This is a genomic window from Asanoa ferruginea (genome assembly GCF_003387075.1).
In the GTDB taxonomy this organism is placed as follows: domain Bacteria; phylum Actinomycetota; class Actinomycetes; order Mycobacteriales; family Micromonosporaceae; genus Asanoa; species Asanoa ferruginea.
Window position 1 is genome coordinate 6,354,655 of record NZ_QUMQ01000001.1, and the last position, 24,658, is coordinate 6,379,312.

Annotated in this window: 11 protein-coding genes; 8 read left to right on the forward strand and 3 right to left on the reverse strand. The window is 74.1% G+C overall.

Annotated elements, in window-relative coordinates:
- Positions 1-3: 3 nt before the first annotated feature.
- A complete protein-coding gene (locus DFJ67_RS29695) occupies positions 4-696 on the reverse strand; it encodes a DUF1684 domain-containing protein (protein WP_239097607.1) in 693 nt (230 codons plus the stop codon).
- 130 nt (positions 697-826) lie between these two features.
- On the opposite strand from DFJ67_RS29695, the gene DFJ67_RS29700 reads away from it, so the two are divergent.
- A complete protein-coding gene (locus DFJ67_RS29700) occupies positions 827-1,819 on the forward strand; it encodes a TrmB family transcriptional regulator (RefSeq protein ID WP_239097608.1) in 993 nt (330 codons plus the stop codon).
- On the opposite strand, the gene DFJ67_RS29705 is transcribed toward DFJ67_RS29700, so the two are convergent.
- Positions 1,804-5,250 (reverse strand): S8 family peptidase, encoded by a 3,447-nt coding sequence (locus DFJ67_RS29705; RefSeq protein WP_116071120.1) that lies wholly within the window; start codon positions 5,248-5,250, stop codon positions 1,804-1,806. The two genes, DFJ67_RS29700 and DFJ67_RS29705, sit on opposite strands and share 16 nt — an antisense overlap.
- A 191-nt stretch (positions 5,251-5,441) precedes the next feature.
- Here DFJ67_RS29705 and DFJ67_RS29710 point away from each other — a divergent pair, with 191 nt between their 5' ends.
- The 5 genes from DFJ67_RS29710 to DFJ67_RS29725 are packed head-to-tail and all read left to right on the forward strand — an operon-like array spanning position 5,442 to position 20,432.
- Positions 5,442-7,376, forward strand: coding sequence for a hypothetical protein (locus DFJ67_RS29710; RefSeq protein WP_116071122.1), 1,935 nt, complete (start codon positions 5,442-5,444; stop codon positions 7,374-7,376).
- A gap of 14 nt (positions 7,377-7,390) precedes the next feature.
- The gene (locus DFJ67_RS29715; RefSeq protein ID WP_170216045.1) at positions 7,391-10,819 is read left to right on the forward strand and encodes a DUF6603 domain-containing protein; all 3,429 of its coding nucleotides are present in this window, start codon (positions 7,391-7,393) and stop codon (positions 10,817-10,819) included.
- Positions 10,816-13,419, forward strand: coding sequence for a hypothetical protein (locus DFJ67_RS42950; protein ID WP_170216046.1), 2,604 nt, complete (start codon positions 10,816-10,818; stop codon positions 13,417-13,419). Before DFJ67_RS29715 ends, DFJ67_RS42950 begins: the two co-directional genes overlap by 4 nt.
- Positions 13,416-18,638: a hypothetical protein gene (locus tag DFJ67_RS29720; protein ID WP_170216047.1), complete on the forward strand. Its 5,223-nt coding sequence runs from the start codon at positions 13,416-13,418 to the stop codon at positions 18,636-18,638. Before DFJ67_RS42950 ends, DFJ67_RS29720 begins: the two co-directional genes overlap by 4 nt.
- Positions 18,639-18,647: 9 nt before the next feature.
- Positions 18,648-20,432 (forward strand): hypothetical protein, encoded by a 1,785-nt coding sequence (locus tag DFJ67_RS29725; RefSeq protein ID WP_116071130.1) that lies wholly within the window; start codon positions 18,648-18,650, stop codon positions 20,430-20,432.
- A 37-nt stretch (positions 20,433-20,469) separates the two neighbouring features.
- Here the strand turns inward: DFJ67_RS29725 and DFJ67_RS29730 are convergent, their stop codons facing one another.
- Positions 20,470-21,600 carry an AI-2E family transporter gene (locus DFJ67_RS29730; protein WP_116071132.1) on the reverse strand — a complete coding sequence of 377 codons (1,131 nt, stop codon included), beginning with the start codon at positions 21,598-21,600 and terminating at the stop codon, positions 20,470-20,472.
- Between the two features lie 219 nt (positions 21,601-21,819).
- On the opposite strand from DFJ67_RS29730, the gene DFJ67_RS29735 reads away from it, so the two are divergent.
- Positions 21,820-22,368: a hypothetical protein gene (locus DFJ67_RS29735; RefSeq protein WP_116071134.1), complete on the forward strand. Its 549-nt coding sequence runs from the start codon at positions 21,820-21,822 to the stop codon at positions 22,366-22,368.
- A 1,854-nt stretch (positions 22,369-24,222) separates the two neighbouring features.
- Positions 24,223-24,648 carry a hypothetical protein gene (locus DFJ67_RS29740; protein WP_116071136.1) on the forward strand — a complete coding sequence of 142 codons (426 nt, stop codon included), beginning with the start codon at positions 24,223-24,225 and terminating at the stop codon, positions 24,646-24,648.
- Positions 24,649-24,658: the final 10 nt, after the last annotated feature.

Below are 24,658 nucleotides of genomic sequence, written 5' to 3' on the forward strand. Positions count from 1 at the left end.
GGCTCAGTGCACCTGGAAGCCGTCGCGGAAGACAGGCAGCTTCTCGCCGGCTTTGACAGCCAGGCCGAAGCGGTTCTGCCGCGGCGGCATCGGACAGTTGTATTGCCCGGAGAACCCGCACGGCGGCACGAAGGCCCGGTTGAAGTCGAGCACGACCCGGTCGTCGCCGGGCGCCCGCGGCACGAAGAGGAACCGGCCGGCGCCGTAGGTCTCGACGCCGTTGGTGTGGTCGCCGAAGACGAGCAGCAGCGTTCCGTCGTCGTCGAAGGCGTCGAACGCGTAGTCGACGCCGTGGAGGGAGAACAGGATGTCGCCCGGCACGGCGAGGTCGCGGGTAGCGCCGTTGTCGCGCAGGTGCTCGAACGCCACCAGACGCGGCGGGTCCTGCGGCACGAACCGCGCCTCGATCACCCAGGCCGGGTCGAACGGGTAGGCGTCGATGCCGGTGAAGTGCCGGTTGGCGGGCGAGTCGGCGTCGAACCGCCGCACGCCGTGGTCGACCGCGCCGGTGCGCTGGTCACGCCGCTCGATCGGCACGCTGCCCGGGTGGTCCTCGACGCGGGCGCCCCAGATCGTCTCGACCAGGGCGAGGTTGCCCATCGGCCCGGTGACCCGGGACAGCCGGGCGGTCCGCCATTGCGGCCAGGACGCGCGGGCGCGGTCGACGGCCGCGGGGGGAGCGGAGGAGCTGGGCACGGGGTGATGCCTTACCGGTCGCAGGAATATCAACTCGACTTAACCTACTGTCTTGATGGGTTAATCCACCGCGTGCGCTTCCTCACAGCCGAGGCTTGACCCGGCGCTCAGCATTCGTACAGTTTCCGCTGTGAATGGGGATCTTGACCTGCTCTCGGCGGCGGAGCAGGACGCCTACCGGCTGCTGGTGAGGCTCGGCGCGGCCGCAGCCGAAGACCTCGCGGCCTCGTCGGACCTGTCCGCGAGCGCCGCGGCCGGGCTGCTCGACGCGCTGCGGTCGAAGGGGCTGGCCAGCGCCGGCCCGGTGTTCCGCCCGCTGGCGCCCGACGTCGCGTTCGGTGACGCCCTGCTGCGCCGCCAGGAGGTGCTCGACGACGCCCGGCGGACGGTCGCCGCGCTCGGCGAGGACTTCCGCCGGCACAGCCGGCGCCGCGACGCCGACCGCCTGGTCGAGGTGATCGTGGGCCGGGAGGCCCTGCGTACCCGGCTCCGCGAGATGCAGGACACGGCCAAGGGGGAGATCCTCTGGTTCTGCCGGGCCAACCCGCTCGCCATGGCCGGCCCGGACAACACCGAGGAGGAGTCGGCTCTCGGCCGCGGGGTCCGCTACCGGGCCATCTACGAGCGCGCGCTGCTGGAGAAGCCGGGTGAGTTGGCCAGCATCCTCGACTCGACCGCGGCCGGCGAGGAGGCGCGCACCCTGCCGACCCTGCCGGTGCGGCTGGCGATCGCCGACCGCACGCTGGCGATCTGCCCGCTGGTGCCCGACGAGTCGCGCGACGTCGGCGAGCCGACCGCGGCGCTGATCCGGTCGAGCGAGTTGCTGGACGCCCTGGTGGCGCTCTTCGAGAGCTTCTGGGAGCGGGCCACCCCACTGCGCGCCGACGGCCGGCACACCGAGTTGACCGAGCCCGACACGTTGCTGCTCTCCCTGGTGGTCTCCGGCCTGCCGGACAAGTCGATCGCGACGCACCTCCAGGTGAGCAAGCGGACCGTGCAGCGCCGGCTCGACCGGCTGATGGTGCTGGCCGGCGTCGACACCCGCACGGGTCTGGCGTTCCAGGCGGCCCGCCGGGGCTGGATCACCGCCCCGGCGGACCGGCTCGGTCAGTCTCGCCCGTAGGCGCGGATGACCGTCTGGTCGACCGTGTTGCCGGCCCGGTCGGTGGCCCGGACCCGCAGCGACACCGGCGTGCGGCCCCGCGACACGAGCGCGGTGCCGTCGCGCACCGTCGCCTGCCGCCAGCGCACACCGTCGTCAGTGGACACATCGACGCGCAGCGTGCGCAATGCCGTGGGGAAACGCAGTGCCACACCCTTTTCGCGTACGTCATAGTCCACAGTCAACAAGGGCAGGTCGCCGGCCTTGCCCGACCGGAACGTCCATTCGGTCGCGGTGCGGGTGCCCAGCGTCCAGTCCTCCCCACCGTGCGCGGTGGTGACCCGCAGCCGGTAGGCCGCGTCGCCCGGGGTGGTGGTGACGTCCTGCCACCCGTCGGGCAACTCCGCCACGACCCCGCCGTTTCGCCACAGCGTCGCGTCGACCTGGTCGGTCGCGATGTGCGCGTAGTGGCCGTCGTGGTCGACCAGCGCCGGCACCCGCAGGTGCAGCACGTCGCCGGTGCGGTTGGACCCGAGGTCGGTGGGCCGCACCACCGGCGCCGCCCAGGTGGTCGCCGAGTGCCCGGCCCGGTAGCTGCGCGGTGCCTCGCGGAAGCCGCTGGCCAGCGGGCCGAACAGCCACGGGTAGTCGTCGGCCACGTAGTGCTGCCACAGCGAGTCGCCGGCCGACACCCACTCCTCGCGCACCGAGGGGGTCCGCACATCCCGGGAGACGTCGTTCCAGGCGTAGGTCTGCCACGGCCGCCAGCCGAACCGCTGCTCGCGTACCCAGTCGAAACCGCCGTTGTCGGCGTAGCTCGACGTGATCCGCATGCTGTTGGCCGGCGTCACCTTGTGGACGATCGACTCGGGGATCCGCCCGGGGGACACCTGGATGACGTCGTAGAGGTATGGGCTCGACGTGGTCAGCGTCAGCGACAGGGTGCGGTTGGCCCGGCGGGCGATCGTGTCGGCGGTCGCTTCGTCGAGCACCAGGGAGACGACCGGCAGCCGCTCTCCGTCGGGGCTCCACGAGGTCCAGGTCGAGAAGTCCGGCGGCCGCACGACCAGCGCCACCGCCGCACCGGCCCGGGCCGCCGCGTCGATCTTGACGAGCTCGTCCTGGTCGTCCGGCGGGATCAGCACGGCCTTGCCCCGCACGTCGCGGTCGCCCGATTTCGCCAGCGCGAACGTCCGGGTGCCGGCCCACGCCGGCGAGTTGCCCATCAGGTTGAGGTCGACCGGCCCACCCACGCTCGCCCGCACCATCGGTGCCACCAGTTGCCAGCGTGACGAGAACTCGAAGCTGCCCGCGCGGACCGGTTTCGTCGGCGCCACGTTGACCTGCCTGACGTTGCTGAAGTGCATGACGCCGTGCGCGATGTCGCGGCCGCTGCCGGTGACCCGGTGCACGTAGTAACTCAGCACCGCCCGCTGCTCGGCCGGCCTGGGTGTCTCGATCCGGATCGGCGTGCCCTTGCGGGCGTCGACCAGCACCTCGACGTCGCGGTCGACCTTGAGCTCCGGGATCGCGGTCAGCGTCGCCTGCTCGTCGCTGCGGGCGCCGTCTTCGATCAGCGCGTGCAGCAGGTAGGTGCCCTCGTGCACCTCGTAGGTGGCGCCGCCGTCGGGCACCCAGCCCAGCACGTCGGAGCGGGCGTCGTCGCCCATCAGGGTCAACACCGGGACCGCGGTCGGCTTGCCGGTGCGGTCGAGGGCGCGCACGGTGACGCGATGCACGGGACCGTCCTTGACGGCGCCGACGGCGGTGGTCACCCGGACACCGCCGGTCGCGGTCGCGGTGATCCAGCCACTGAGCGTGCCCAGCGGAAGCGTCTCGAAGTCGACGGTCGCGTCCACCGTGGCGGTGCCGTGCGCCGGCACGATGACGGCGGCGGCGCTCAGCTTCACCGCGGCCGGTGCGGTCAGCGCCAGGCTCACCGGGCTGTTGCCGCCGTTGGTGTAGGCGACCGTCCGGGTGCCATCGGTCGGTCCGCCGACCGTGTGCAGGCCGAAGTCGGCGACACCGGTGCCGGTGACCTCCTGCCCGGTGGCCCGGGCGACGTCGACGCGTCCCGCTCCCTGCGCGTACACCGGCAGGTTGGGGGTGGTCTGTGCGGTGCTGACCAGGGCGTTCTTCAGCGCCGCGCCGGTCCAGTCCGGATGTTCCTGCGCGAGGATCGCGGCCGCGCCGGCCACGTGCGGCGTCGCCATCGACGTGCCGGAAGCGGCGGTGTAGTAGGTGTCGACCGGGTTGCCCATCGTCGTGCCGGCGGCGCGGGCCGCGACGATGTCGACGCCCGGAGCGGTGAGCTCCGGCTTGAGGCCCTGGTCGCCGAGGCGCGGGCCCCGGCTGGAGAAGTCGGCGAGCTGGTCCGCGCGGTCGACGGCGCCGACGGTCAGCGCCTCGCGCGCGGCACCCGGTGAGCCGACCGTGGCGGTGCCGCCCGCGTTGCCGGCCGCGACGACGAACAGGGTGCCGCTCTGCCGGCTCAACTCGTCGACGGCCAGGCTCATCGGGTCGAGGCCGTCGGTCGGGTCACCGCCGAGGCTCATGTTGACCACCTTGGCGCCGCTGCCCGCGGCCCACTGCATGCCCTCGATGATCTGCGACTCGAAGCCGACGCCGTCGTCGCCGAGCACCTTGCCGACGAGCAGGTCGGCGCCATAGGCGATGCCCTTGCGGCTGCCGCCCGACGCCTGGCCGGTGCCGGCGATGGTGGCCGCGACGTGGGTGCCGTGCCCGAAGTGGTCGACGGTGTCGGCGCTGGTGCTGAAGTTGCGCGCCTCCACCACCTTGCCGGCCAGGTCGGGGTGGGTCGCGTCGATGCCGGTGTCGAGCACCGCGACCTTCACGCCGTGCCCGTCGAGCCCGCGCTGCCAGGCTTGCGGCGCACCGATCTGGGCGGCGCTGCGGTCCAGCGTCGCCCGCACCTTGCCGTCGAGGAAGATCGTGCTCGGCGAGGCCAACCGGGCGCCCGTTTGCCCGCGCCAGAAGTCGGCGAGCGCGTCCTTGGCCGGTGCGACAGCGGTGGCGTTGATGCTCGACAACGCCTGGGCTCCGCGTTGCGCGGCACCGGTGCCGCCCCGGACGATCAGGGGCAGGGTCGGCGACGTGGCGTCGCCGTAGCCGTCGGCGATCAGCCGCTGCACGTCGAACAGGTCGGTGTCGAGCCGGCCGGCCGCGATCAGCGGGACCGCGTCGCTGGGCACGACGCGCAGCCCGCCGTCGACTTCCAGGGTGTGGAAGGTGATGCGCTCGCGGCCGGGTGCGGGATCGACCGTGGCGGCGTAGCGGCCGGCCTGGGCCGGGGTCAGCTCCACGGTGTCGCCGGTGACCAAAGTGATGCGCGCGGCCACGGCTGGGCTTTCTGGTGCCGGGCCGCCGCCGTGCGCGAGGGCGGGGGTGACCGCCACCCCGGCCAGGACGCCGACGATCAGTCGACTGAGCATGCAGACTCCTTCGTGCGGTGGTTCGCTGCACGCATCCTGGAGTCTCGATATTCACGTGTGTGTTACCTCCGCCTGCCGCACTGCGGACATGGCGCGATGTGGACAGCTTCCCGACAGTTTTGATCGACGGCGACCGCTCTCCTGTCAGGCTGTGCCCCAACTCTTCCCGGGGCGAGATCAGGAGCGCGCAGATGGCGGATCCGCTCGTCGACGAGCTGGCCGCTCGGCCCGAGCTGTTCGCGCGCGAGACCGACGGTGCCCTCCGGCACTGGTTCACCCGGCGCAGCCTGGCCTACCTGCGCGCCGGCCCCGCGCCGGCCGACGAGCGGGCCGACCTGCTCGCCGCGCTCGGCCTGGCCCGCACGCTGGCCGCCGAGGTCGGCGTCGCGCTCGCCGCTGAGCCCGACCCCGAGCTGCGCCGGTTCACGCTGAGCCAACTCGCGGTGCGGGCGGCTTACGGCGCGCTCGGCGTGCACCCCAAGGCCCTCCTGCGTGAGGACCGTGCCGACTATCTGCTGTTCATCGTCAAGCGCCGGATCTTCGCCGTCGACCGGTGCCGCGCCAACGTCAACGACGGCAGCGAGTTCACCTATCCCGAGGCGGGTGACCTGCTCCGCCAGCACCCGAACGCGCCGGCGCTGCCTTCCTGGGTGGGTGTCACCGTCGCGCCACTGGGCGGGGTCAACCGCTATCCGTTCGTGCTCACCGCGGCCGGGCTGGCCAACCCCGACCAGGCGGTCACCACGATGTTCACCGCCGGCGCGCAGCCCGAGGGCGACGAGAACGTCTTCGACTGCGCCGGCGCCGCGATGACGGTGCACACCGACGCGCTGGTCGAGGCCGCGGTGGCACCGGCCACCCTGGCCGCCGCGCTGGCCGCCGAGGGGCCGCGCTACCTGGCCATCGACCATCCGTTCGGCAGCGCGGCGGTCGTCGACAACACGCTGGTGCAGGGCGCCACCCCGATCACCGTCGCGGCCGCGGCGGCCGGTGACCACGTCGACGTGCCGGTGGCCTTCGCCTGGACCACCCCGCCACCACCGGCCACCATGATGCTGATCGGCCCGACCCAGGAGGAGCAGGTCGTCGTCGAGTCGGTCGGCTGGGCCAACGGCCAATACACCGGCACGATCCGGATCGCGCACCTGGGTGCCGACTACCCGGCCGGGTCCCGGCTGGTGCCGCCGGGCCGCCCGGCGTTCCACCTCATCACCGATCCCCGGCCCGACACCGCGCTGTTCGAGCAGGTGTTCGTGCCCGACGACGAGATCCAGATCGGCGACCACGTCTACCTCGCGAGCCATCCGATCCACCGCAACATCCTCAGCGTGCTGGCACCGACGCCGTGGGGCGGCGAGCACGCGTTCGTCTGCGACGCGCCGGTGACCCGCCGCGACACGATGCTCATCAGCGGCCACGGGGTCAGCGAGCAGCCGTTGCGGCACGCCGTCGACACGAAGCTGCTGGTCGACTCCAACGCGCTGATCGACATCCTGCGCAACGTGCTGCGCCGCCAGCTCACCACGCCGGCCGCTCCGGTGTGGACCGGGCCGTTCGCCGACCTGAGTCTCGCGGCCGACCTCGGCGCCCGGCTGCGCGACCGCTACGGCGAACCCGACGATGCCCCCATCGTCGGGACCTGCAAGGTGTACGAGTATCCCGGCGTCGAGTTCGACCGGGCCGACTCGGTGGAGCGGCTGATGTCGAAACCGTTCCAGACGATGACGTTCGAGGGCACGGTCGGTGCCGCCGCGCTCGACGCGCACACGTTCGTGCTCTACCGCGGCGTCGAGTTGGGACACAGCCCGACCGACTGGTCGTCGCCGCCCTACCTGCCGCTCGAGCGCAGCGAGACGGTCAACGCGGGCCGGCCCGAGTTGGAACGGTTCGGGTTCTACTACCGCGACGACACCCGCGCGTTCACCGAGGTGTTCCTGCCGCTGTTCCACACCGATGCCGACCGGCGCAGCGGCGTCCGGCGACTGACCTACGACGACATCACCCAGCAGTTGTACGGCGGTCCGACCGGAACCGCGTTCGTCACCCGGCCGCGGGTCGTCGACGACCCGACCGGCAGCTACGTGGCATCCCTGCGGCAGAAGGGAGCGCTGCCGGCCACGCCGTGAGGCGCGCCGGCACCATGGCCATGGACCAATACCGGATCACCATCCTCGCGGTCGACTTCATCGCACCGCTGGCCGAGGCGACCACCAGCCCGGCCGCCGAGGCCCGGCTACTGCGAGCCCTGGGCTTCGCCCCGCCCGACGGGTTCACCCTGCTCAGCGGCCTGGCCCCGGCGGTCGAGGGCCTGGTCGGGGCGGCCATCGACCTGGTCGGCACCGATCCCGACGCCGACGAGAGCGAGTGGCTGGGCAAGTTCGCGGCGGTCACGGCCGCCCTGGTCGAGGCGGTGGTCGCCGCGCAGCAGTTCGCCGCCGGGCTGCCGGCCGGCACGCTCAACTCGCCGTTTGTCACCGGGTCCAACGTGCTCGACGAACTCCCGGCGCGGCTGGCCAACCACCTGGTGGTCAGCTTCCTCGAACGGCGGCTGCCGGCCGCGTACGCCATCCTGGTCGTCACGGGCATCATCGAGGTGGCGCTCGAAGCGCCCACCGGGCCCTATGTCACCGCCTTCACCCGGCGGACGATGCGCTGGGACCGCATCCCGACGGTGCTGTCCGACCCGCTCGGCGCCCTGCGCGAGCGCTACGCCTGGGCGGCACCGTCCGGTGTAGACGTCGACCTGCTGGTGCGCGACCTGCGGCTGCTGATGGCCGGCTTCGGGTTGCGCGCCGAACTCCTCTCGGTTGACAAGCGGGCCCGCGCGGCGATCGACCTCGCGCTGGCCGGCAATGGGCGGGTGCCGGTCGCGCCCGACACGCTGGTGCTGCGCGCCCCGCTGCTGCCGCTGGAACCCTCGCCGCTCGGGCTGGAGGTCTACCCGGTCGTCGACCAGGCCGGAACCGCCGACGGCTTCGGCGTCGCCGCCTACCTCGACGCCAACGCGACCATCGTCTTCGAGCTGTCGCCGACGCTGCGCGCCGAACTGACCGTGGGCGGCTACACCAGCGGCTTCGGCGTGGTGCTGCGCCGCGGCCAGGACCCGCGGCTGACCACCCCGATGCTGGGCACCACGCCGGCGTCCATTCTCGACGGTGTCGAGCTCGATGTCGGGCTGGCCCTGGTGGCCGAACGCCAGGGCGCGCCGCTGATCCCGCTGGGCACCGCGGGCTCGACCCACCTGGAGTTCGGCTCGATCACGGCGCGGTTCGACGTCGGCAAGCCGATCAGCGGCCCGGCCGACTTCGGTGTCGCGCTGGAGATCGCCAAGGGCGCGCTGGTGCTCAAGGCCGGTGACGGCGACGGGTTCATCAGCAAGATCTTCGGCGAGGGGTTCATCCTCTCGTTCGACATCACGGTCGGCTTCTCCACCGAGCGGGGCCTCTACTTCGAGGGCGCGGGCGGGATCGAGTTCGAGATACCGATCCACGAGGACCTGTTCGGCATCCTGCTGATCGACTCGGTCTTCGTCGCCCTGCGGCTGGAGACCACCGGGATCGCCGCGGTCGTCGCGGCCACCGCCACCGTCTCGCTCGGCCCGGTCGTCGCCACCGTCGAACGCATCGGCCTCAAGGTCGAGTATCCGCTGCCCACCGCCGACGAGTTGCACGCCAACGGCCCGACGCTGTCGTTCAAGCCGCCCAACGGCGCGGGCCTGGTGATCGACGCCGGCCCGGTCGTCGGCGGCGGCTACCTCATGATCGACAGCGACAACGGCCGCTACGCCGGCATCCTGCAACTCGCGATCCAGGGCACCCTGTCGATCACCGCGATCGGGTTGATCGTCACGAAGATGCCCTCGGGCCGGCAGGGCTTCTCCGCCGTCATCATCCTGACCGCCGAGTTCCCGCCGATCCAGCTCAGCTTCGGCTTCGTGCTCACCGGCCTGGGCGGGCTGCTCGGCGCCAACCGGTCGATGAACGTGCAGGCCATGCGCGACGGCGTACGCAATCGTGGTCTCGACTCGGTGCTCTTCCCGCGCGACCCGGTGGCCAACGCGCCCAAGGTGATCCGCGACCTGGAGTCGTTCTTCCCGATCGTCGAGGGCCAGTTCGTGATCGGGCTGATGGCGGCCGTCGGCTGGGGCAGCCCGCCGCTGATCAAGGTCGAGCTGGGCATCCTGATCGAGCTGCCGTCACCGATCCGGATCGCGCTGCTCGGCCGGCTGACCGCCGCCCTGCCGACCGAAGACGCGGCGGTCGTGCTGCTGCACGTCGACGTGCTCGGCATCCTCGACTTCGCCGCCAGCGAGCTGTCCATCGACGCCACCCTCTACGACTCGCGGGTCGCGATCTTCACCCTGACCGGCGACTTCGCGGTCCGGCTCAACTTCGGCGCCGCGCCCGCGTTCGCGTTCTCCTGCGGCGGCTTCAACCCGCGGTTCACCCCGCCGGCCGGGTTCCCGACCCTGCGCCGGGTGTCGATCGCGCTGGCCACCTCGGAGAACCCCCGGATCCGGCTGGAGGCCTACCTCGCGGCCACCCCGACCAGCGTGCAGATGGGCGCCAAGCTCGACCTCTACGTCGAGGCCGACCTCGGTTTCCTGGGCCTCTTCTCCGCCTCGGTCTACCTGGGCTTCGACGCGCTGGTCTATCTGGTGCCCCGGTTCTCGTTCATCGTCGACCTGTCCGGCGGCGTCGTCATCAAGCGCAACGGCAGCCCGCTGCTGAGCGCGACCGTGGCGCTGACGCTGACCGGCCCGGAGCCGTTCACCGCCGCCGGCTACGCCGAACTCGACTTCTTCGGCAAGCACCGGATCGCGTTCGAGGCGACGATCGGGGAAGAACGTCCGCAACCGGCCCTCGAAGCCGGCGACCCGATCGGCGACCTGCTCGCCGCGCTCGGGCTGCCCGGCGCCTGGCGGGCCGCGCTTCCGCCGGCCGGCGGCACCCTGGTCACCCTGCGCGAGCCCGACGAGTCCGAACTGGACGATCTGCTGCTGCACCCGTTCGGCGTGGTCGCGGTCAGCCAGCGGATCGCGCCGCTGGACGTGCCGCTCGACCGCTACGGCGGCGCGGCCGTGCCGCCGCAGGCCCGCACGCTGAGCCTGGCCGTCACCATCGGCGGGGCCGCGGCGACCGGCGACCAGGTCCGCGATCCGTTCCCTTGCGGCCAGTTCTTCGACCTCACCGACGAGGCCCGGGTGACCGGCGAGGCGTTCCCCCGGCTGCCCAGCGGGCTGTCCGGCATCCGGGTGCCGGCCGCCGCACCGGTCGCGGCCGGTGAGGTCACCGGCGGCGAGGGCTACGAGACGGCGGTGGTCAACCCGGCGAGCTGGCGCCCGCTGCCGGCGCCCGGCGGCTACACGTTCACCGCGGAGGTGCTCGACGTGCTCGTCCACGCCGGTGCGGCCGGACGCGCCCGGGACACCGGGTTCGCCGGGCCGTCGCTGGGCATCGCCGTCGCCGAGAAGTCCTATGTGGCCGGCGGTGCGACCTACGCCAGCGTGGTCGAAGCCGCGGCGTCCCGGCAGCCGGTCGTCGGCGCGCACGAGACGGTCGCGCCGTGAGCCGCCGCTACCTGCCGAGCTGGCGGATCGGTGCCGGCACGCTGGTCAACCAGGCGGATGGGCCGGCCGTGCCGAGCGAGGCGACGCTCAACCTGGCCGCCCGGGTCACCGCCGACCCGGCCCGGTCGGCGACGCTGGCCGCCCGGCTCTACGGGCCGGGCCGGGTCACCGGGCTCGACGTCACCCAGATCATCCGCACCGAGCCGGCCGCCGGCGCCACCGACTTCGAGCCCAACTACCTGTGCGCGGTCGAGTTCGACGCACCCGAGCTGCCATGGATGTTCACTCCTGCGGCGCCCAACGCGCTCGGCCAGCTCCGCCCGTGGCTGGTGCTGGTCGTCGTCCGCCGGTCGGCCGCCACCCTCGATCCGTCGGGGCGCCGGCCGTCGCCGGTGCTGGTCACCGACCCGTCGGCGGAGCTGCCCGACCTCGCGCAGAGCTGGGCCTGGGCACACGTCCAGCTCACCGGTGCCGGCGCCGCGACCGACCTGCTGACCACCGGCCCGGCGGCCCGGACGCTGTCCCGGCTGCTCTGCCCGCGCCGCCTCGACCCGGACACGGCGTACGTGGCCGCGCTCGTGCCGGCGTTCGCGCAGGGCGCGCAGAGCGGCCTCGGGCTGCCGGTCGACGGCGGCGACCTGCGGCCGGCGTGGCTGCCCACCGACCAGTCGGTCGAGCTGCCGGTCTATCACTCGTGGGAGTTCGCCACCGGCCCCGCCGGCGACTTCGAGGAGCTCGCCGCCCGGCTGCGCCTGCACCAGCCCGACGCCGCCGCGCTCGCCGGCCTGCCGCTGTCGATCCCGGCCCAGCCCGGGCTGCCCGACGGCGGCACCGTCCGGGTGCCGGGCGCGCTCGGCACCGGCGGCCAGGCCGGCAGCCCGGTCGACGCCGACGTGGCCGACGCCATCGAGGCCATGCTCGAAGCCGACGAACTGCCGGCGTACGGGCGCTGGCACGCCGGCCGGCCCACCGCCTGGCTGGCCGGCCTGGTGCTCGAGCCGGCGGCCCGCGCGGTCGCTGCGCTCGGCACCCGGGTGGTCCAGGAGCGGCAGGAGCAACTCATGGCCGCCGCCTGGGCCCAGGTCGGCCCGGTCCAGCGCGCCAACCAACTGCTGCGCCAGGCCCAGCTCGCCCGGGAGGCCGGCGGCGCGCTCTGGCGCCGCCATTTGGTGCCGCTGCCGGACGCGGCGCTGCTCGCGGTCGCCGGCCCGGCCGCCACCCGGCTGTCCGGCGCCGACCGGCGGACGATCGCCGCCCACGTCGCGGCGTCGCGGGTTCCGGCCGCCCTGTTCACGGTCGCGGCCCGGCGCGCGGCGCGGCACCCCCGGACCGCCGCCCTGATCATCCGGGCCAACGCGCGCGACGGCAGCGCGGGCCGGCCCCGACCGGTCGGCGAGCCGGCCCTCCGGCCGCCGGGCATGGTCAGCGTCGACGACCTGCGCGGCCGCGATGACCTGCCCCCGCTGTGCGGGCTGACGCCGGACTGGTGGGCGAAGCTGCCGCCGGCGCAGACGCCCGTGCTGCAGGCGATGCGCAAGGCCCTGGCCACCCACGCCGCCGGCGCCGGCCCGTGCGCGCCGCGGCCACCCCGACCACCGCTCGACGTCGCCGGGCTGGCCGGCGCCGCCCGCACCGGGCTCGACCCGCGGACCGCGGTCACCGCCGCGACCCTGGCCCGGCTCACCCTGCCCGCCGGTTGGGCGCCGGCGGACCCGCTCGAGCCGGTGCTGGCCGCGCCGGACTTCCCGACCCCGATGTTCCGGACGGTCGCCGAGCTGGCTCCCAGCCTGCTGCTGCCGGGCGTCAACGACCTGCCGCGCAACAGCGTGTCGCTGGTCGGCACCAACCCCTGGTTCACACACGCGTTCCTGGTCGGGCTCAACCACGAGATGGGCCGCGAGCTGCTCTGGCGCGGCTACCCGACCGACCAGCGTGGCACCTACTTCCGCCGGTTCTGGGACCGGCGCGGCTCCGTGCCCCCGAAGACCGGCGCCGACCTCGACGACATCACCGCGATTCCGGAGTGGACGGTCGGCGACCCGCTCGGCGCCGCGGGCGCGGCCGGCGCCGACAGCGCGCGCCTGGTCCTGGTGATCCGCGGCGAACTGCTCCGCCGCTACCCGCGAACCGTGATCTACGCGGCGCGTGCGCAGTGGAGCGGCGACGCCGAGCCCGTGCCGCGGCTGGCGGCCGGCGCGGAAGAGCGACACCCGGAGTTCAGCGGAGCCCTGCCGCCCGACGTCGCGTTCCTCGGCTTCGACCTGACCGTCGCGGCCGCCCGCGGCACCGACACCGACCCCGGCTGGTATGTGGTGTTCGCCGAGCCGCCCACCGAACCCCGCTACGGGCTCGACGTCGACGCTCCGGCCGCGCCGACCGGCACGTGGGGCGACCTGTCGTGGGCCGCGGTGACCGTCGACGCCAGCGGGCACCTGCGGCTCGGCGCCACCGACCCGGTCACCGTCAGCCCGGCCGTCGACCCGCGCGGCCTGCACCTGACCGCGACGACGACCAGCGCCCAGGTTGCCGCCATCGTGGAGCAGCGCCAGTACCGGGTCGCCATCCACGCCCGCCGACTGCTCCCGGAGCCCACCCCATGACCAGCCACGGGCACCTGGCCGCCCTCCGCGAGATCGCCGAGCGGTCCGCCGCGACCGTCGCCGACCTGACCACCCGCCTCGGTGCGGCGACCCGGTTGCTCGCCACGCTGAGCCCGGCCGACCGGCCCGCGTGGGTGCGCCAGCAGCGGCTCGTCGCGCAGCTCACCGAGGCGCTCACCGCGGCGCTGGGCGGCGCGACGGCCGATGCGGCCGGCTACCGCGCCGCCCTCGACGCGCTGCCGGCCGCGCTCGATCCCACCGTGCCGTGCGCGCTGCTGCCAGTGCGGCTGGAGACCCGGCTGCGGGCCCGCACCGACGGACAGCCCGGCGACGAACTCGTCTGCCGGATCTACCCCGACGACATCCACCTCGACGGGCACGATCCGACCCTGACCGAAACCGAGATCATCCTGGGTACGCACTACTGGGAGCAGCGTTCGGCCGGTAACGAGGATGCGGCCTGGGCGCAACTCGCCGCCCGGCTGACCGCGCCGCGTGCGGCGTGGGTGGCGCGTCAGCTCACCCCTGGCGTCCTCCCATTGCCGGAGCCGCGTGGCCCCGACGGCCGGCCGACTGTCGTGAGTGGACTGCCGGACCGCTGGGTGGTCCGGCTCTGGCGGGACGGCCGCCGGATCGGCGAGTCGCGCGGCGAGCTGATCCCGCGTCCGCTGCCGATCGGCCCGCTCGCCGGCCCCTGGACCACCGACCTCGCCGCCGCGCTGAAGGTCGGCATGGCGGTCGTGGTGCGGCCCGACCCGCCGGTGCCGCTCGACCGGGTCGACCTGGTCACCGCGGTCGGCGTGCGGGGCAGCGACACCCCCGACGACAGCGCGGTCGTGCTGCGCGACCTGTTCGACGCGCACCTCTACGCGGCCCGGCTCAACGGGCCGGGCCTCGATCTGGTGCCGGCCGGCACGCCGACCAACAACACGCCCGCGTTCCGCAGCCCCAACCGGCGCGACGCCATCGGTGAGCGGGCGGCCGGCAGTTCGCTCGGTCCGCGTACGGCCGAGCCCGGCGACGGCTCCGGCGCCGACCTGCTGGCCGCGGCACTCGGCCTGCCGCTGCGCGATCCCGACCCGGCCGGCCCCGACGAGCGCTTCGTGCTCGGCCGGCTCGAGCACGGCGCCGACCCGGGCCAGCGCGACGCGGCCGACCTGGCCACCGTGCTCTGGCCGGCGACCTGGGGCTACTACCTGCGCGAGTTCCTGCCCGAGGTGTCCATCCTTGGCCCCGGCGCCGACCTGAGCGGGTGGCGGCGGTTCGTCGTCGACACCGTGCGCGGCCGCGGCCCGTTGCCGGCGCTGCGGGTCGGCGACCAGCCCTACGGCGTCCTACCGGTGCTGCCGCTCGCCGACCGGCGACCCTGGCCCGACCGGCCCGACCTGGTCGTCGCCACCCCGCCGGCCAGGCGCGGCGGCCCGGCCCGGCTGCGGATCGGCTGGGACCTCGACGCGACCGGCGCGGTGACCCGGGGCTGGACCGACGCCGGCGAGATCCCGCTGGAAAAGCCGGTGACCGGCTTCGATCTGGCGGCGGGCGCGCTCGGCGGGCGCCCGGTGCTGGTGGCACTCACCATCTCGGACGGTCTCGTCGCCTACCGGGTCGGCGGGCTCGGCGGAGACTGGGGTCCGGCGTGGCCGGTCGAGGTGAAGGCCGCCCGCGCGACGGTCGCACTCACCCCCGCGGCGGCGCTCGTCGTCGCGGCGCAGACCGTCGGCCGGCGACCGATCCGGCCGGGCCTCGCCGACGAGGTGTCGACGCTGATCACCGTCGGCACCGGACTGAGCGCTGACGGCGCCGTCGAGAACTGGTCCGCGCCGGTCCGGGTGCCCGACAGTGAGCGCCTCGGCCGGCTCGCCGGCGCCGCGGCCGCCGGTGGCGACCTGGTGCTGGCCTACGTGCGCGACACCGAGTTGCTGCTCCAGACGGGCCAGCGACTGCGCGACGACGGCGAAGCCGAGTGGGCCGAACCCCGGTCGGTGCCACTGCCGGAGAAGACCGAAGACGCCACGGCCAGCATCGCCCTGACCCCGGCCGGCGAGGTGGTGGCCTGGGTCTCCGGCGCCGACGGCCGGGCCTGGTATTCGGTCTTCACGCTGGCGGACGACGGCGGCGCGGTGTGGTGGCACCCGGAGGCGGGCGCCGCCTCGATCGCCGTCGCCTCACTCGGCGCGGCACCGGGCGGCGGGCTGCTGGAGTTGCTTTCCCGGGCGCGCGCCGACTGGGCCAATGCGACCGCCGCCGTGCCGCGGATCGGGCGGCAGGCCGACCCGACCGACGACCTGCTCGACCTGTTCGCGGCCGACGCGGTGTCGGGCGGCGTGCGGGTGCGCGGCCTGCTCGGCCCGGTCCTGCTGGCCAACATGTGGCTGGCCAGCGGGCGCACGCCGGACCTGGCCCGCTATGACACCGGGCTGTGGCAACAGGCCCGCGCGCTGCTGCACGACTGGGGCCTGCTCGACCCGGCCGCGCCGGACGCCGGCTCGCCGGTGGGCAAGCCCCGGTTGGGCCGGTCCGGGTTCGAGGAGGTGGCCACCGAGTTCACCGGGCCGCTGGCCACCGACGCCTCGGCGGCGACGCTGACCGGCGCCGCGGCCGCCAAGCCCGACGAGCTGGAGCGGCTGCGCTTCGGGCCCGACGACGGGCTGCTCGACCGGCTGGTGCGGCACGCGACCATGCAGGCCTGGGCCGACGCCGGGGTCGAGTTGCTCCCGCCGGCCACCGTGCCCCTGCTGGAGCCGGAACTCGTCGACCTCAACGACCTGCGTACCGCCGATCCGGTGTCCAATCCCTTCACCTGGACGGCGTGGCGGCACCTGCGCACGCGCGAGTTCCCGGCCGGCCACCAGTGGCAGGGCCGGCTCGTCTGGGAAGGCGTGGCGGGCCTGCTGGCGCAGGCCGAACAGGGCATCGACCTCAGCGGGTACGGCGCCGCCGGCGAGCGGATCGTCGAGCTGGCGGAGCTGCGGGCGGCGCTGGCCCGGCTCGCGTCCCGGCCGGCCGACGTGCTCGCGTGGACGCTGGCCGAGACGCTCGACGTGTCCGCCTACCGGCTCGACGCCTGGCTCACGGCGGTGGCCACCGAGCGGCTGCGCGCGCTGCGGGCGGCCCGTCCCGAGGGCGTCCACCTCGGCGGCTACGGCTTCGTGGTCGACCTGCGGCGGCGCACCGGCCCGGCCAGCGAGGGCTACCTGCACGCGCCCTCGGTGGGTCAGGCGACCACGGCCGCGGTGCTGCACGCCGCCCACCTGGCACACGCGGGTGACCCGGGCACCGGGCCGAAGCTCGCGATCGACCTGACCTCGAAACGGGTACGCGACGCGGCCGACCTGGCCGCCGGCGTGCGCACCGGGCAGCCGCTGGGCGCGCTGCTCGGCTACCGGTTCGAGCGGGCCCTGCACACCGGGCTGGGCCGCTACCTGCCGGCGCTGCGCCAGCTCTACCCGATGGCCACCGGCAAGCTCACCGATGCGCCGGACGGCACCCCGGTCGCCGACCTCGGCGCGACCGATGTCGTCGACGGGCTGGCGCTGCTGCGGGCCGAGCTTCCGTGGGGCATCACGCCCAGCGGGGCCGACATCGCGCTGCCGGCCCGGGCCAGCGCCGACGGCGCCGCGCTCGACGGGCTGATCGAGGCTTTGCGGGAGTCCGTCGACGCGCTCGGCGACCTGCTGGTGGCCGAGTCGGTGCACCAGCTGGTCAACGGGAACCCGGCGGGTGCGGGCGGCGCGCTCGACGCCCTCGCCGGTGGCGACGTGCCCGCGCCTGATCCGGACGTGCTGCGTACGCCTCGGGCCGGCATCGGGGTCACCCACCGGCTGCTGGTGGCGCTGCCGGACTCGGCACCGGCCGGGTGGGCCGACCGCCCGGCTTCGCTCGCCCAGCCCCGGCTCAACGCCTGGGTCGCGACGCTGCTGCCCGGCCCCGACGCGATCCGCTGGCGCACCGGCGCGGGCGACACCTACTCGGTGGCGGATCTGGGCCTGTGCCCGCTGGACCTGCTCTACCTCGCGCAGGAGCCGGCCGACGGCGACACCGACACCAGCGACCGCGACGCCCGCAGCGAACTGGAACGGCTGCTGGCACACCACGCCGGCTGGACGGCCGACCTGGTCCTCGACCGCGCCGCCGACTGGACCGCCGAGGTGCTGAGCGTCCCCGAGGCCCTGGAGCTCTGCGCCGCGGCGCGGGCCGTCGTCACGGGTGCCCGGCCGGCCACCGCCGACGACCTGGCCGGACCGCGCGGGCTGCGCGGCGACCCCGACGTGGACCTGACCGGCACGGCTTCCGCCGCGACTGACGCCGTCGCCGCGCTGACCGACGCGCTCGACCGGCTCCGGGCGCCGTTCGAAGGGCTGCTCGACCTGCCCGCGCACCTCGACCTGGCCGACCCGGTCCTGGCCAGCGGCCTGCCCGCCGACCCCGCAGCGGTCCGCGCGGTGCTGGTCGAGCTGACCGGCTACCGGATCGAGCGGGCCGCGCCGGGCGCGCCGGACGACCCCGTCGCGCTGGCCGAGCAGTGTCGCCGGGTGGCCGCGGAGGTTGCGCTCCGGCTGGGCAAGGCCGCCGCGTCCGCCGGCGACCCCGTCGCGGTGCTGGTCGCGCTGTTCGGCGATGGTTTCGTGGTGGTGCCGCCGGTGCGGTCGGCCGGCTCGCTGGCCGCGGCTTCCGGCGGCGTCGACGACGGCACGCTCGGCTCCTGGCTGGAGGGCGCGGCATTGGTCCGGGCCGGCGCCGCCCGGCTGGCCGACCTGCGCCTGCTCGCCGGCGCGGCGAGCTCCGGCGCGGCCACGTCGCTGCGGCTGGCCCAACTGCCCGCGGGAGACTGGGCCGGCGGGGCCTCCGTACCCGTGGCGGGCACGATCGCGATGGTCTTTCTCGGCCAGCCGCCCAAGTCGGTCGCGGCGTTGCTGGTCGACGAGTGGGTCGAGGTGGTGCCGTCCGCGCGGCAGGACACCGCGGTGACGTTCCACCTCGACGCCCCCGACGCGTGCGCGCCGCAGAGCGTGTTGTTGGCGGTGGCCGGCGACCCGACCCGTGGTTGGGACCACGACAGCCTGGAGCGCGTCGTCATCGACACGCTCGACCTGGCCCGCGCGCGGGCCGTCGACCTCGACCTGATGGCCGGCGCGCACCCAGGCCATTTCCTGCCGGCCCTGCTGTTCGCCCGCAACGACGAGGGCGCCACCGTGTCGACCGACTTTCCGAGCGCCTGAGGAGCGGCCATGGCATCGGTGACGAGCTGGACCAGGCTGGAGCCCACCAGCCGCAGCCGGGCGATGACGGGTTTCGCGGCCCGGGTCGGCGACCCGCTGTGGCTGCTCGCGCGGCAGTGGCAACTCGGTGAGCTGACGGGTTCGGATGGCGGCTCGCCGACCCAGGTGGACCTGGTGGTGGAGACCGCGCGGCTGACCCGCTACCGGCCGGGCATGCCGGACGGCACCCTCGGGCAGCCGCTCGACCCGCGGCTGCCGCTGGAGTCGGTCGTGGAGGCCGAGACGGTGGCCGGCCCGGCCGACGACCGCGCTGCGGCGGTGGCCGGCGCCGACCTCCTGCGTCGCCTCGGCGAGTTGGGGCAATCCCTGGTGGACGCCGCCGCTCCGCCGGTGGACGCCGCCGCTCCGCCGGTGGACGCCGCGGCTCCGCCGGTGGATGCCGTCGTGCCGGAGCACGGCGAGGGACGGTCGGCGGCTGTGGCAGGCGGCGATGCGCTTCGGCGGGGCGGCGACCTGCGGCAGGCGCTGGTGGATGCCTACCGGCTGCCGGTGCCGCCGGCTGACGCCGATCCGGCTGTGCGGCGGCGGGCCGAGCTGTTGCGGCGGCGCGTACCCGATGGGCGGTTGCTCTTCACTGCCCTGCGCAAGGCGCGCGATGGCGGTGACGTCAGCACCGCGCTGCCGCTGGACCGGGGTGACCCGAAGGCGGTCGAGGCCGCCCGCCGCGCCGCCTCCGAGTGGCTGGACGCCTGGGAGGTCGGTGCGCCGGTCGCCGCGGGTGGGTCGCCGCCTGCCTGGCGGCCGGAGAGCGTCGACTACGGGTTCGCCGTCGCGGCGGCCGGGCCTGGTGCGGAGCGGGTGCTGGTCGCTGACGGCTACGCGGGGGAGCGGATCGACTGGTGGTCGCTGGACGCGGCGCCCGGTGCCGCGCTCGGCGCGAGCCGCGACGGCGCCGTGCGGCGGATCGCGTCGGCGACGCTGCCGACCCGGGTCGCCGGTGCGGGGCTGCCGGCCTCCCGGTTCTGGGCGTTCGAACCCGGCGACGTCAACCTCGACGCGGTCAGTGCGGCCCCCGAAGACCTCGGCCGGCTGTTGTTCACCGAGTTCGCGGTGGCGTTCGGCAACGACTATTTCGTGGTGCCGGTCGAGGTCGAGGTCGGTTCGGTGACCAGCGTCGTCAGCCTGACCGTGACCACCACGTTCGGCGAGACGGTGGCCGTGCCGTCGGGCGTCGCCGCCGACACCGCCGCCGGGCGGCGCCCCGTGCGGATGTTCCAGCCGACCAGCAACGGCGGCGGTGCCGAGCCGTGGCTGGTGGTCCCGCCGGGTGGCGTGTCGCCGCTCGCGGGCGAGGCGGTCGAAGACGTGCTGCTGAGCATCGACGAGATGGCCAACCTCGCGTGGGCGATCGAACGCCGGGTGCCCGGCATCGACGGCCGGGGCGCCGAGCGCGCCGAGGCGCTGCACCGGGCACCCACCGAGCCGGCGGAGCCGCGGCCGGGGCCGTGGTACCGGCTGGCCACCTCCGTCGCGGCCAACTGGCTGCCGATGGTCCGGTCGACGACGGGGCGGCCGGTGCTGCGGCTGACCGGCATGCCGCACGGCCGGCTGCTGCGGGCCGGGGGAGAGCTGAACGCGGAACGGCTCGGGCGGGCGGGAATCCGGCTGACCAGGCGGGCGGCGCGGGCTCGGAGCATCGACGGCCGTACCGTCGTCTGGATGGCCCGTCGCTCGGAGCCCGGCCGAGGCGAGAGCACCAGCGGATTGCGGTTCGACTCCATCGTGGACGACTAGTGCGTGCGGTCGGTCGTCGGCTGCGCCGCCTTGATCCCTAACGGCGGCGGCGCTTCTGCCGCCGCCGGGTCCACCAGCCCTTGCGCGGAGGAGCGTTCGGCGACCAGCGGGCCTCGCCGGCCACGCTCGCACTGCCGGACAGGAAGATGTCGGCCCACCGGGTACCCGGCGACGCGTCGACCAGCAGGGCGCGGGCCAGCAGGGTGAGCGGCACGGCCAGCACCGCGCCCACGCCGCCGAGGACGAACGTCCAGAAGATCAGCGACAGGAAGGTCACCGTGACGGATAGGTTGACGCTGTCCCCGACGATCTTGGGCTGGATGATCGACTGCAACACGAAGTTGATCACGCTGTAGACGATGATCACCACGACCATCAGGCCGACGCCGCCTTCGAGCAGGGCCAGCACGGCCGGCGGCGCGAGCCCGATGACGAACCCGATGTTGGGGATGTAGTTGGTGACGAACGCCAGCACCGCCCAGAGCGTCGCGAGTGGAATGCCGAGGATCCAGAGCGCGATGCCGTCGAAGATCGCGACGATCAGCCCGAAGATGGTCGACACCAGCAGGTAGCGGCGGGTGCCGTGGACGAACTGCCGCAGCGCCCGGGTCAGCCGCGGCCGCACCATGTCGACCCGGGCCATCCGGCTCGGGTAGCCGGCCGTCTCCACCGCCATGAAGAGCAGCAACGTGATCAGGAAGACCAGGTTGGTCAGCAGCGAGATCACCACGCCGGCCACGGTCTGCGCGATGTTGGCCAATGTGCTCGGGTCGAGCCGGGTGACCAGTTGGCTCGCGTCGTCGGGGTTGAGGCCCTGCTCCTGGAGCCAGTGCTGCACTTCGTCGACGAGATCGCGGACCCGGTCCTCGTAGCGCGGCGCGATCGACGCGAGCTGGATGCCGGCCGCGACGAGCGAGGCTGCGCCGGCCGCGAGGATGCCGTAGAGCACGATGATCAACACGCCGGTCGCTGCCCAGCCGGGCAACCACCGCCGGAGGCCGGATTGCACCGGGCTGAGCGCGACGACGAGGATCAACGCGAGCAGGATCGGCGCCAGCAGTCCGCCAGCGGCCCGCATCCCCGCGACCACCACGACGATCGCCGCCGTGACGACCAGGGCGCGCACCACACCAGCGGTGCTCCGCCGGTCCTGCGGGTCGATGCGCACAGCTCATCTCACCACTTTTAACCACAATCCGGGCGTACGGCCGTCGACTCGTGTGCCCGGCGGGACTCCCGATTACGCCCGCGAAGATCGGCCCAGCGTGATTACCTAACACAGGGTCGCGTCCTGTTCATGAGCTTTACCCGGACAAACACCAGTTGGGGTGATCTTGTGAGGTTTTCCGTACTCGCCCGCATAGGTGGCGTCGCGACACTGGCCGCGATGATCGCTTTCGGATCGGCGCCGGCCTGGGCCGACAGCACGATCGACATCGACCCGGCCGACGTAGGCCAGACCGCGGCCCAGTTCCCGGTCCACCGCTGCGACCCACGCTTCGGCGGCGGCCCATTCGCCGGCGACGACGTCTGGGTGTTCGCCCTGCCAAGGCCCAAGGCCCAGGGCGACTTCCAGGCCTTGACGATCGAGTTCGCCACCGAGGGCGGCCCGGTCACCGAGTCCATCACCCACGAGCCGGCAATGGACCGCGCAATCGTCGACGGCCACGCCTGGATCCGCACGTCGGCGGGCCTGTCCGCGGACGGCCAGCTACTGGACCCGCACTCCATCATCAGCGCGACCGCCGTGATCACGGGCACCGACGGCACCTTCGACCTGGCCCAGACCTGCCCGGCCACCGGCGGTGCGCTCCCGGTCACGGGCCCAGAGCTGGCCGGCCCACTCGGCCGCATCGCCGGCCTCGGCGGCGCCCTGACCCTGGCCGGCCTCGGCCTGGTCCTGGCCCAACGCCGCCGCCGCCGCGTCGCTGCCTAACCTGCTACAAGGTGGACGCCGGGAACCCGGCGTCCACCTTGAGCACGGGTCGGGCCACGCCGCCGAAGGCGCCGGCTTCGGCTGGCGGTCCGGGCCTGGGCGGGTGGTCTGGACGTTCGTGGATGGTCGGGCCTCGGCCGATGGTCCGGACCTGGGCCGGTGGTCCGGGCCTGGGTTGAGGGTCTGGGCCTGGGCCGGTGGTCCGGGCCTGGGTTGAGGGTCTGGGCCTGGGCCGGTGGTCCGGGCCTGGGTTGGCGGTCTGGACCTGGGCCGGTGGTCTGGACCTGGGCCGGTGGTCTGGACCTGGGCCGGTGGTCTGGACCTGGGCCTGTGGTCCGGGCCTGGGTTGAGGGTCTGGGCCTGGGCCTGTGGTCCGGGCCTGGGTTCGCGGCCTGGACCTGGACCTGGGCCGGTGGTCCGGGCCTGGGTTGAGGGCCTCAGCCTGGGCCGGTGGTCCGGACCTGGATTGGCAGTCTGGACCTGGGTTGGCGGTCTGGACCTGGGTTCGCGGTCTTTACTTGGGCCGGCGGTCCTGGCCATACCCGCCCGCGCCGCGCAAGGTGGGTTCGTGGTTATCACCTCGGCGAGTGCCGCCGCGACACGCCGCCCGGAGGGCGAGTTGTCCAGGCTCACGTGGGTGAGTGATTCGAGGCCGGTCCGCGATTTGGCATCGAGGTGCGCAGGTGCCGGATCTGGATTGGGTGGCCAGTGATCGTTTGCAGCTGGCCGGCATCATCGGGCCGGGTTTGCTTGATCATGTGTAGCTCATCGACACCTGGTGCGGCGTGTCGCGCAGATCCCGCGCACATGATCATGCGTGCGTGTTGAAGTCGTGCAGATCCGCTGCAAACGATCAAGCTCTCCGATCCAGCAGATCTAGGTAAAAAGTTGCTGCTATAGCGACATTTATTTACCTAGATCTTCCTGTCCAGTAGGCCGTGGACGGCGTGGCGGCGCCGACACGCCGCTCGAGGCGATGCCGCGGAACGCCGGGCCGGGCAGCGCCCAGGCTGGCAAGCATGTCGTGCGGTCGGTCGAGCCCGGAGAGGAAGTTGGCCGGCCCGCCGCCGGCGGACGGGACCCGGGCGATCTCGTCCGCGCCCGGGCCCGGAGACGAGCACCGAGACGTCGGGCAGCGCGAGCAGGAGGCGGGCCATCGGAACCCGCGCGTAAACGCCGGCGGATCAGCCCGCGGGCAGGTTGACCGAGTGGCTGGTGCCGGCAACGGCCGCCGGAGCAAGATCGGCACCCCAGCGAGACGCTGCCGGTCGGTGCCAGTTCGGCCGACGCGCCTGAGTCCCAGCCCGCGACCGGGGCGGCCAACACTGCCGACCGCATGAGCAACTGGAGAACTAGGAAAGAAATGCACCTTCAGCAGCGATCTTTTATCTAGATCTGCCCAGCTAAGCCTGGCGAGACCAAGACCGCCCGCGAAGGGCGAGCGGGCGTCGCCGCCCCGGCCGGGCGCCAGGCGGCAGCTACCCGACGCGCGGCGCGGCCGCCGCCTAGCTCGGCCGACCTTCAGCTTGGCTCATGTCCGGCGGCCACTGCGCGGCTTGTCCCGCGCGGCCCTGTCCCGCGCGCGGCTCGGCCTCCGTGCGGCCGTGGCCCGCGCGGTGTTCGGCCCGCGCGGTGTTCGGCTCGCGCGGTGTTCGGCTCGCGCGGTGTTCGGCTCGCGCGGTGTTCGGCTCGCGCGGTGTTCGGCTCGCGCGCTGTTCGGCTCGCGCGCTGTTCGGCCCGCGTGCGGGTCGGTTCGATGAGCGGGAGCTGCGCGGTGCGGCTTCGGGGTCGTTGGGCTGGTCCGGCGGGTTGGGGCGGCGGCCTGCCGCGGGCTGCGAGGTAGGGTCCGGGGCCATGGGTACCGACGCGGACGCGGGCTGGTTTGCGCAGCGGCGGCGGGCGATCGAGGCGCATGCCAGCGCGCAGGAGACCCGCCGCGCACGAGAGGCCGAGCAGGCTGCCGAGCTGATCGCGGCGTTCGTCAAAGACGCGGTCGAGCGCGGTTTGGCGCCGACCGCCCTGACCGCGCCGGTTCATCGGGGGCGGGTTCGCTACCGGACCACGTTGCGGGGCTGGTATCTCGACCGTGATCGGGAGCTTGCCGTCGACACCGACGGTCGGTTCTACGTCCTGGCCGTCGCCAACTCGGTGCGGGCCCGGCTGACCGGGGTCGACGTCGAGCCGCGGCCGGCGCCGCTCGTGGTGGGGGAGGGCGGGCGCGATGGGGAGTCGATTCCGCTTCGGACTCTGCTTCAGCGGCGGCTTGATGCGAAGGAATAGGGCTCGCCGC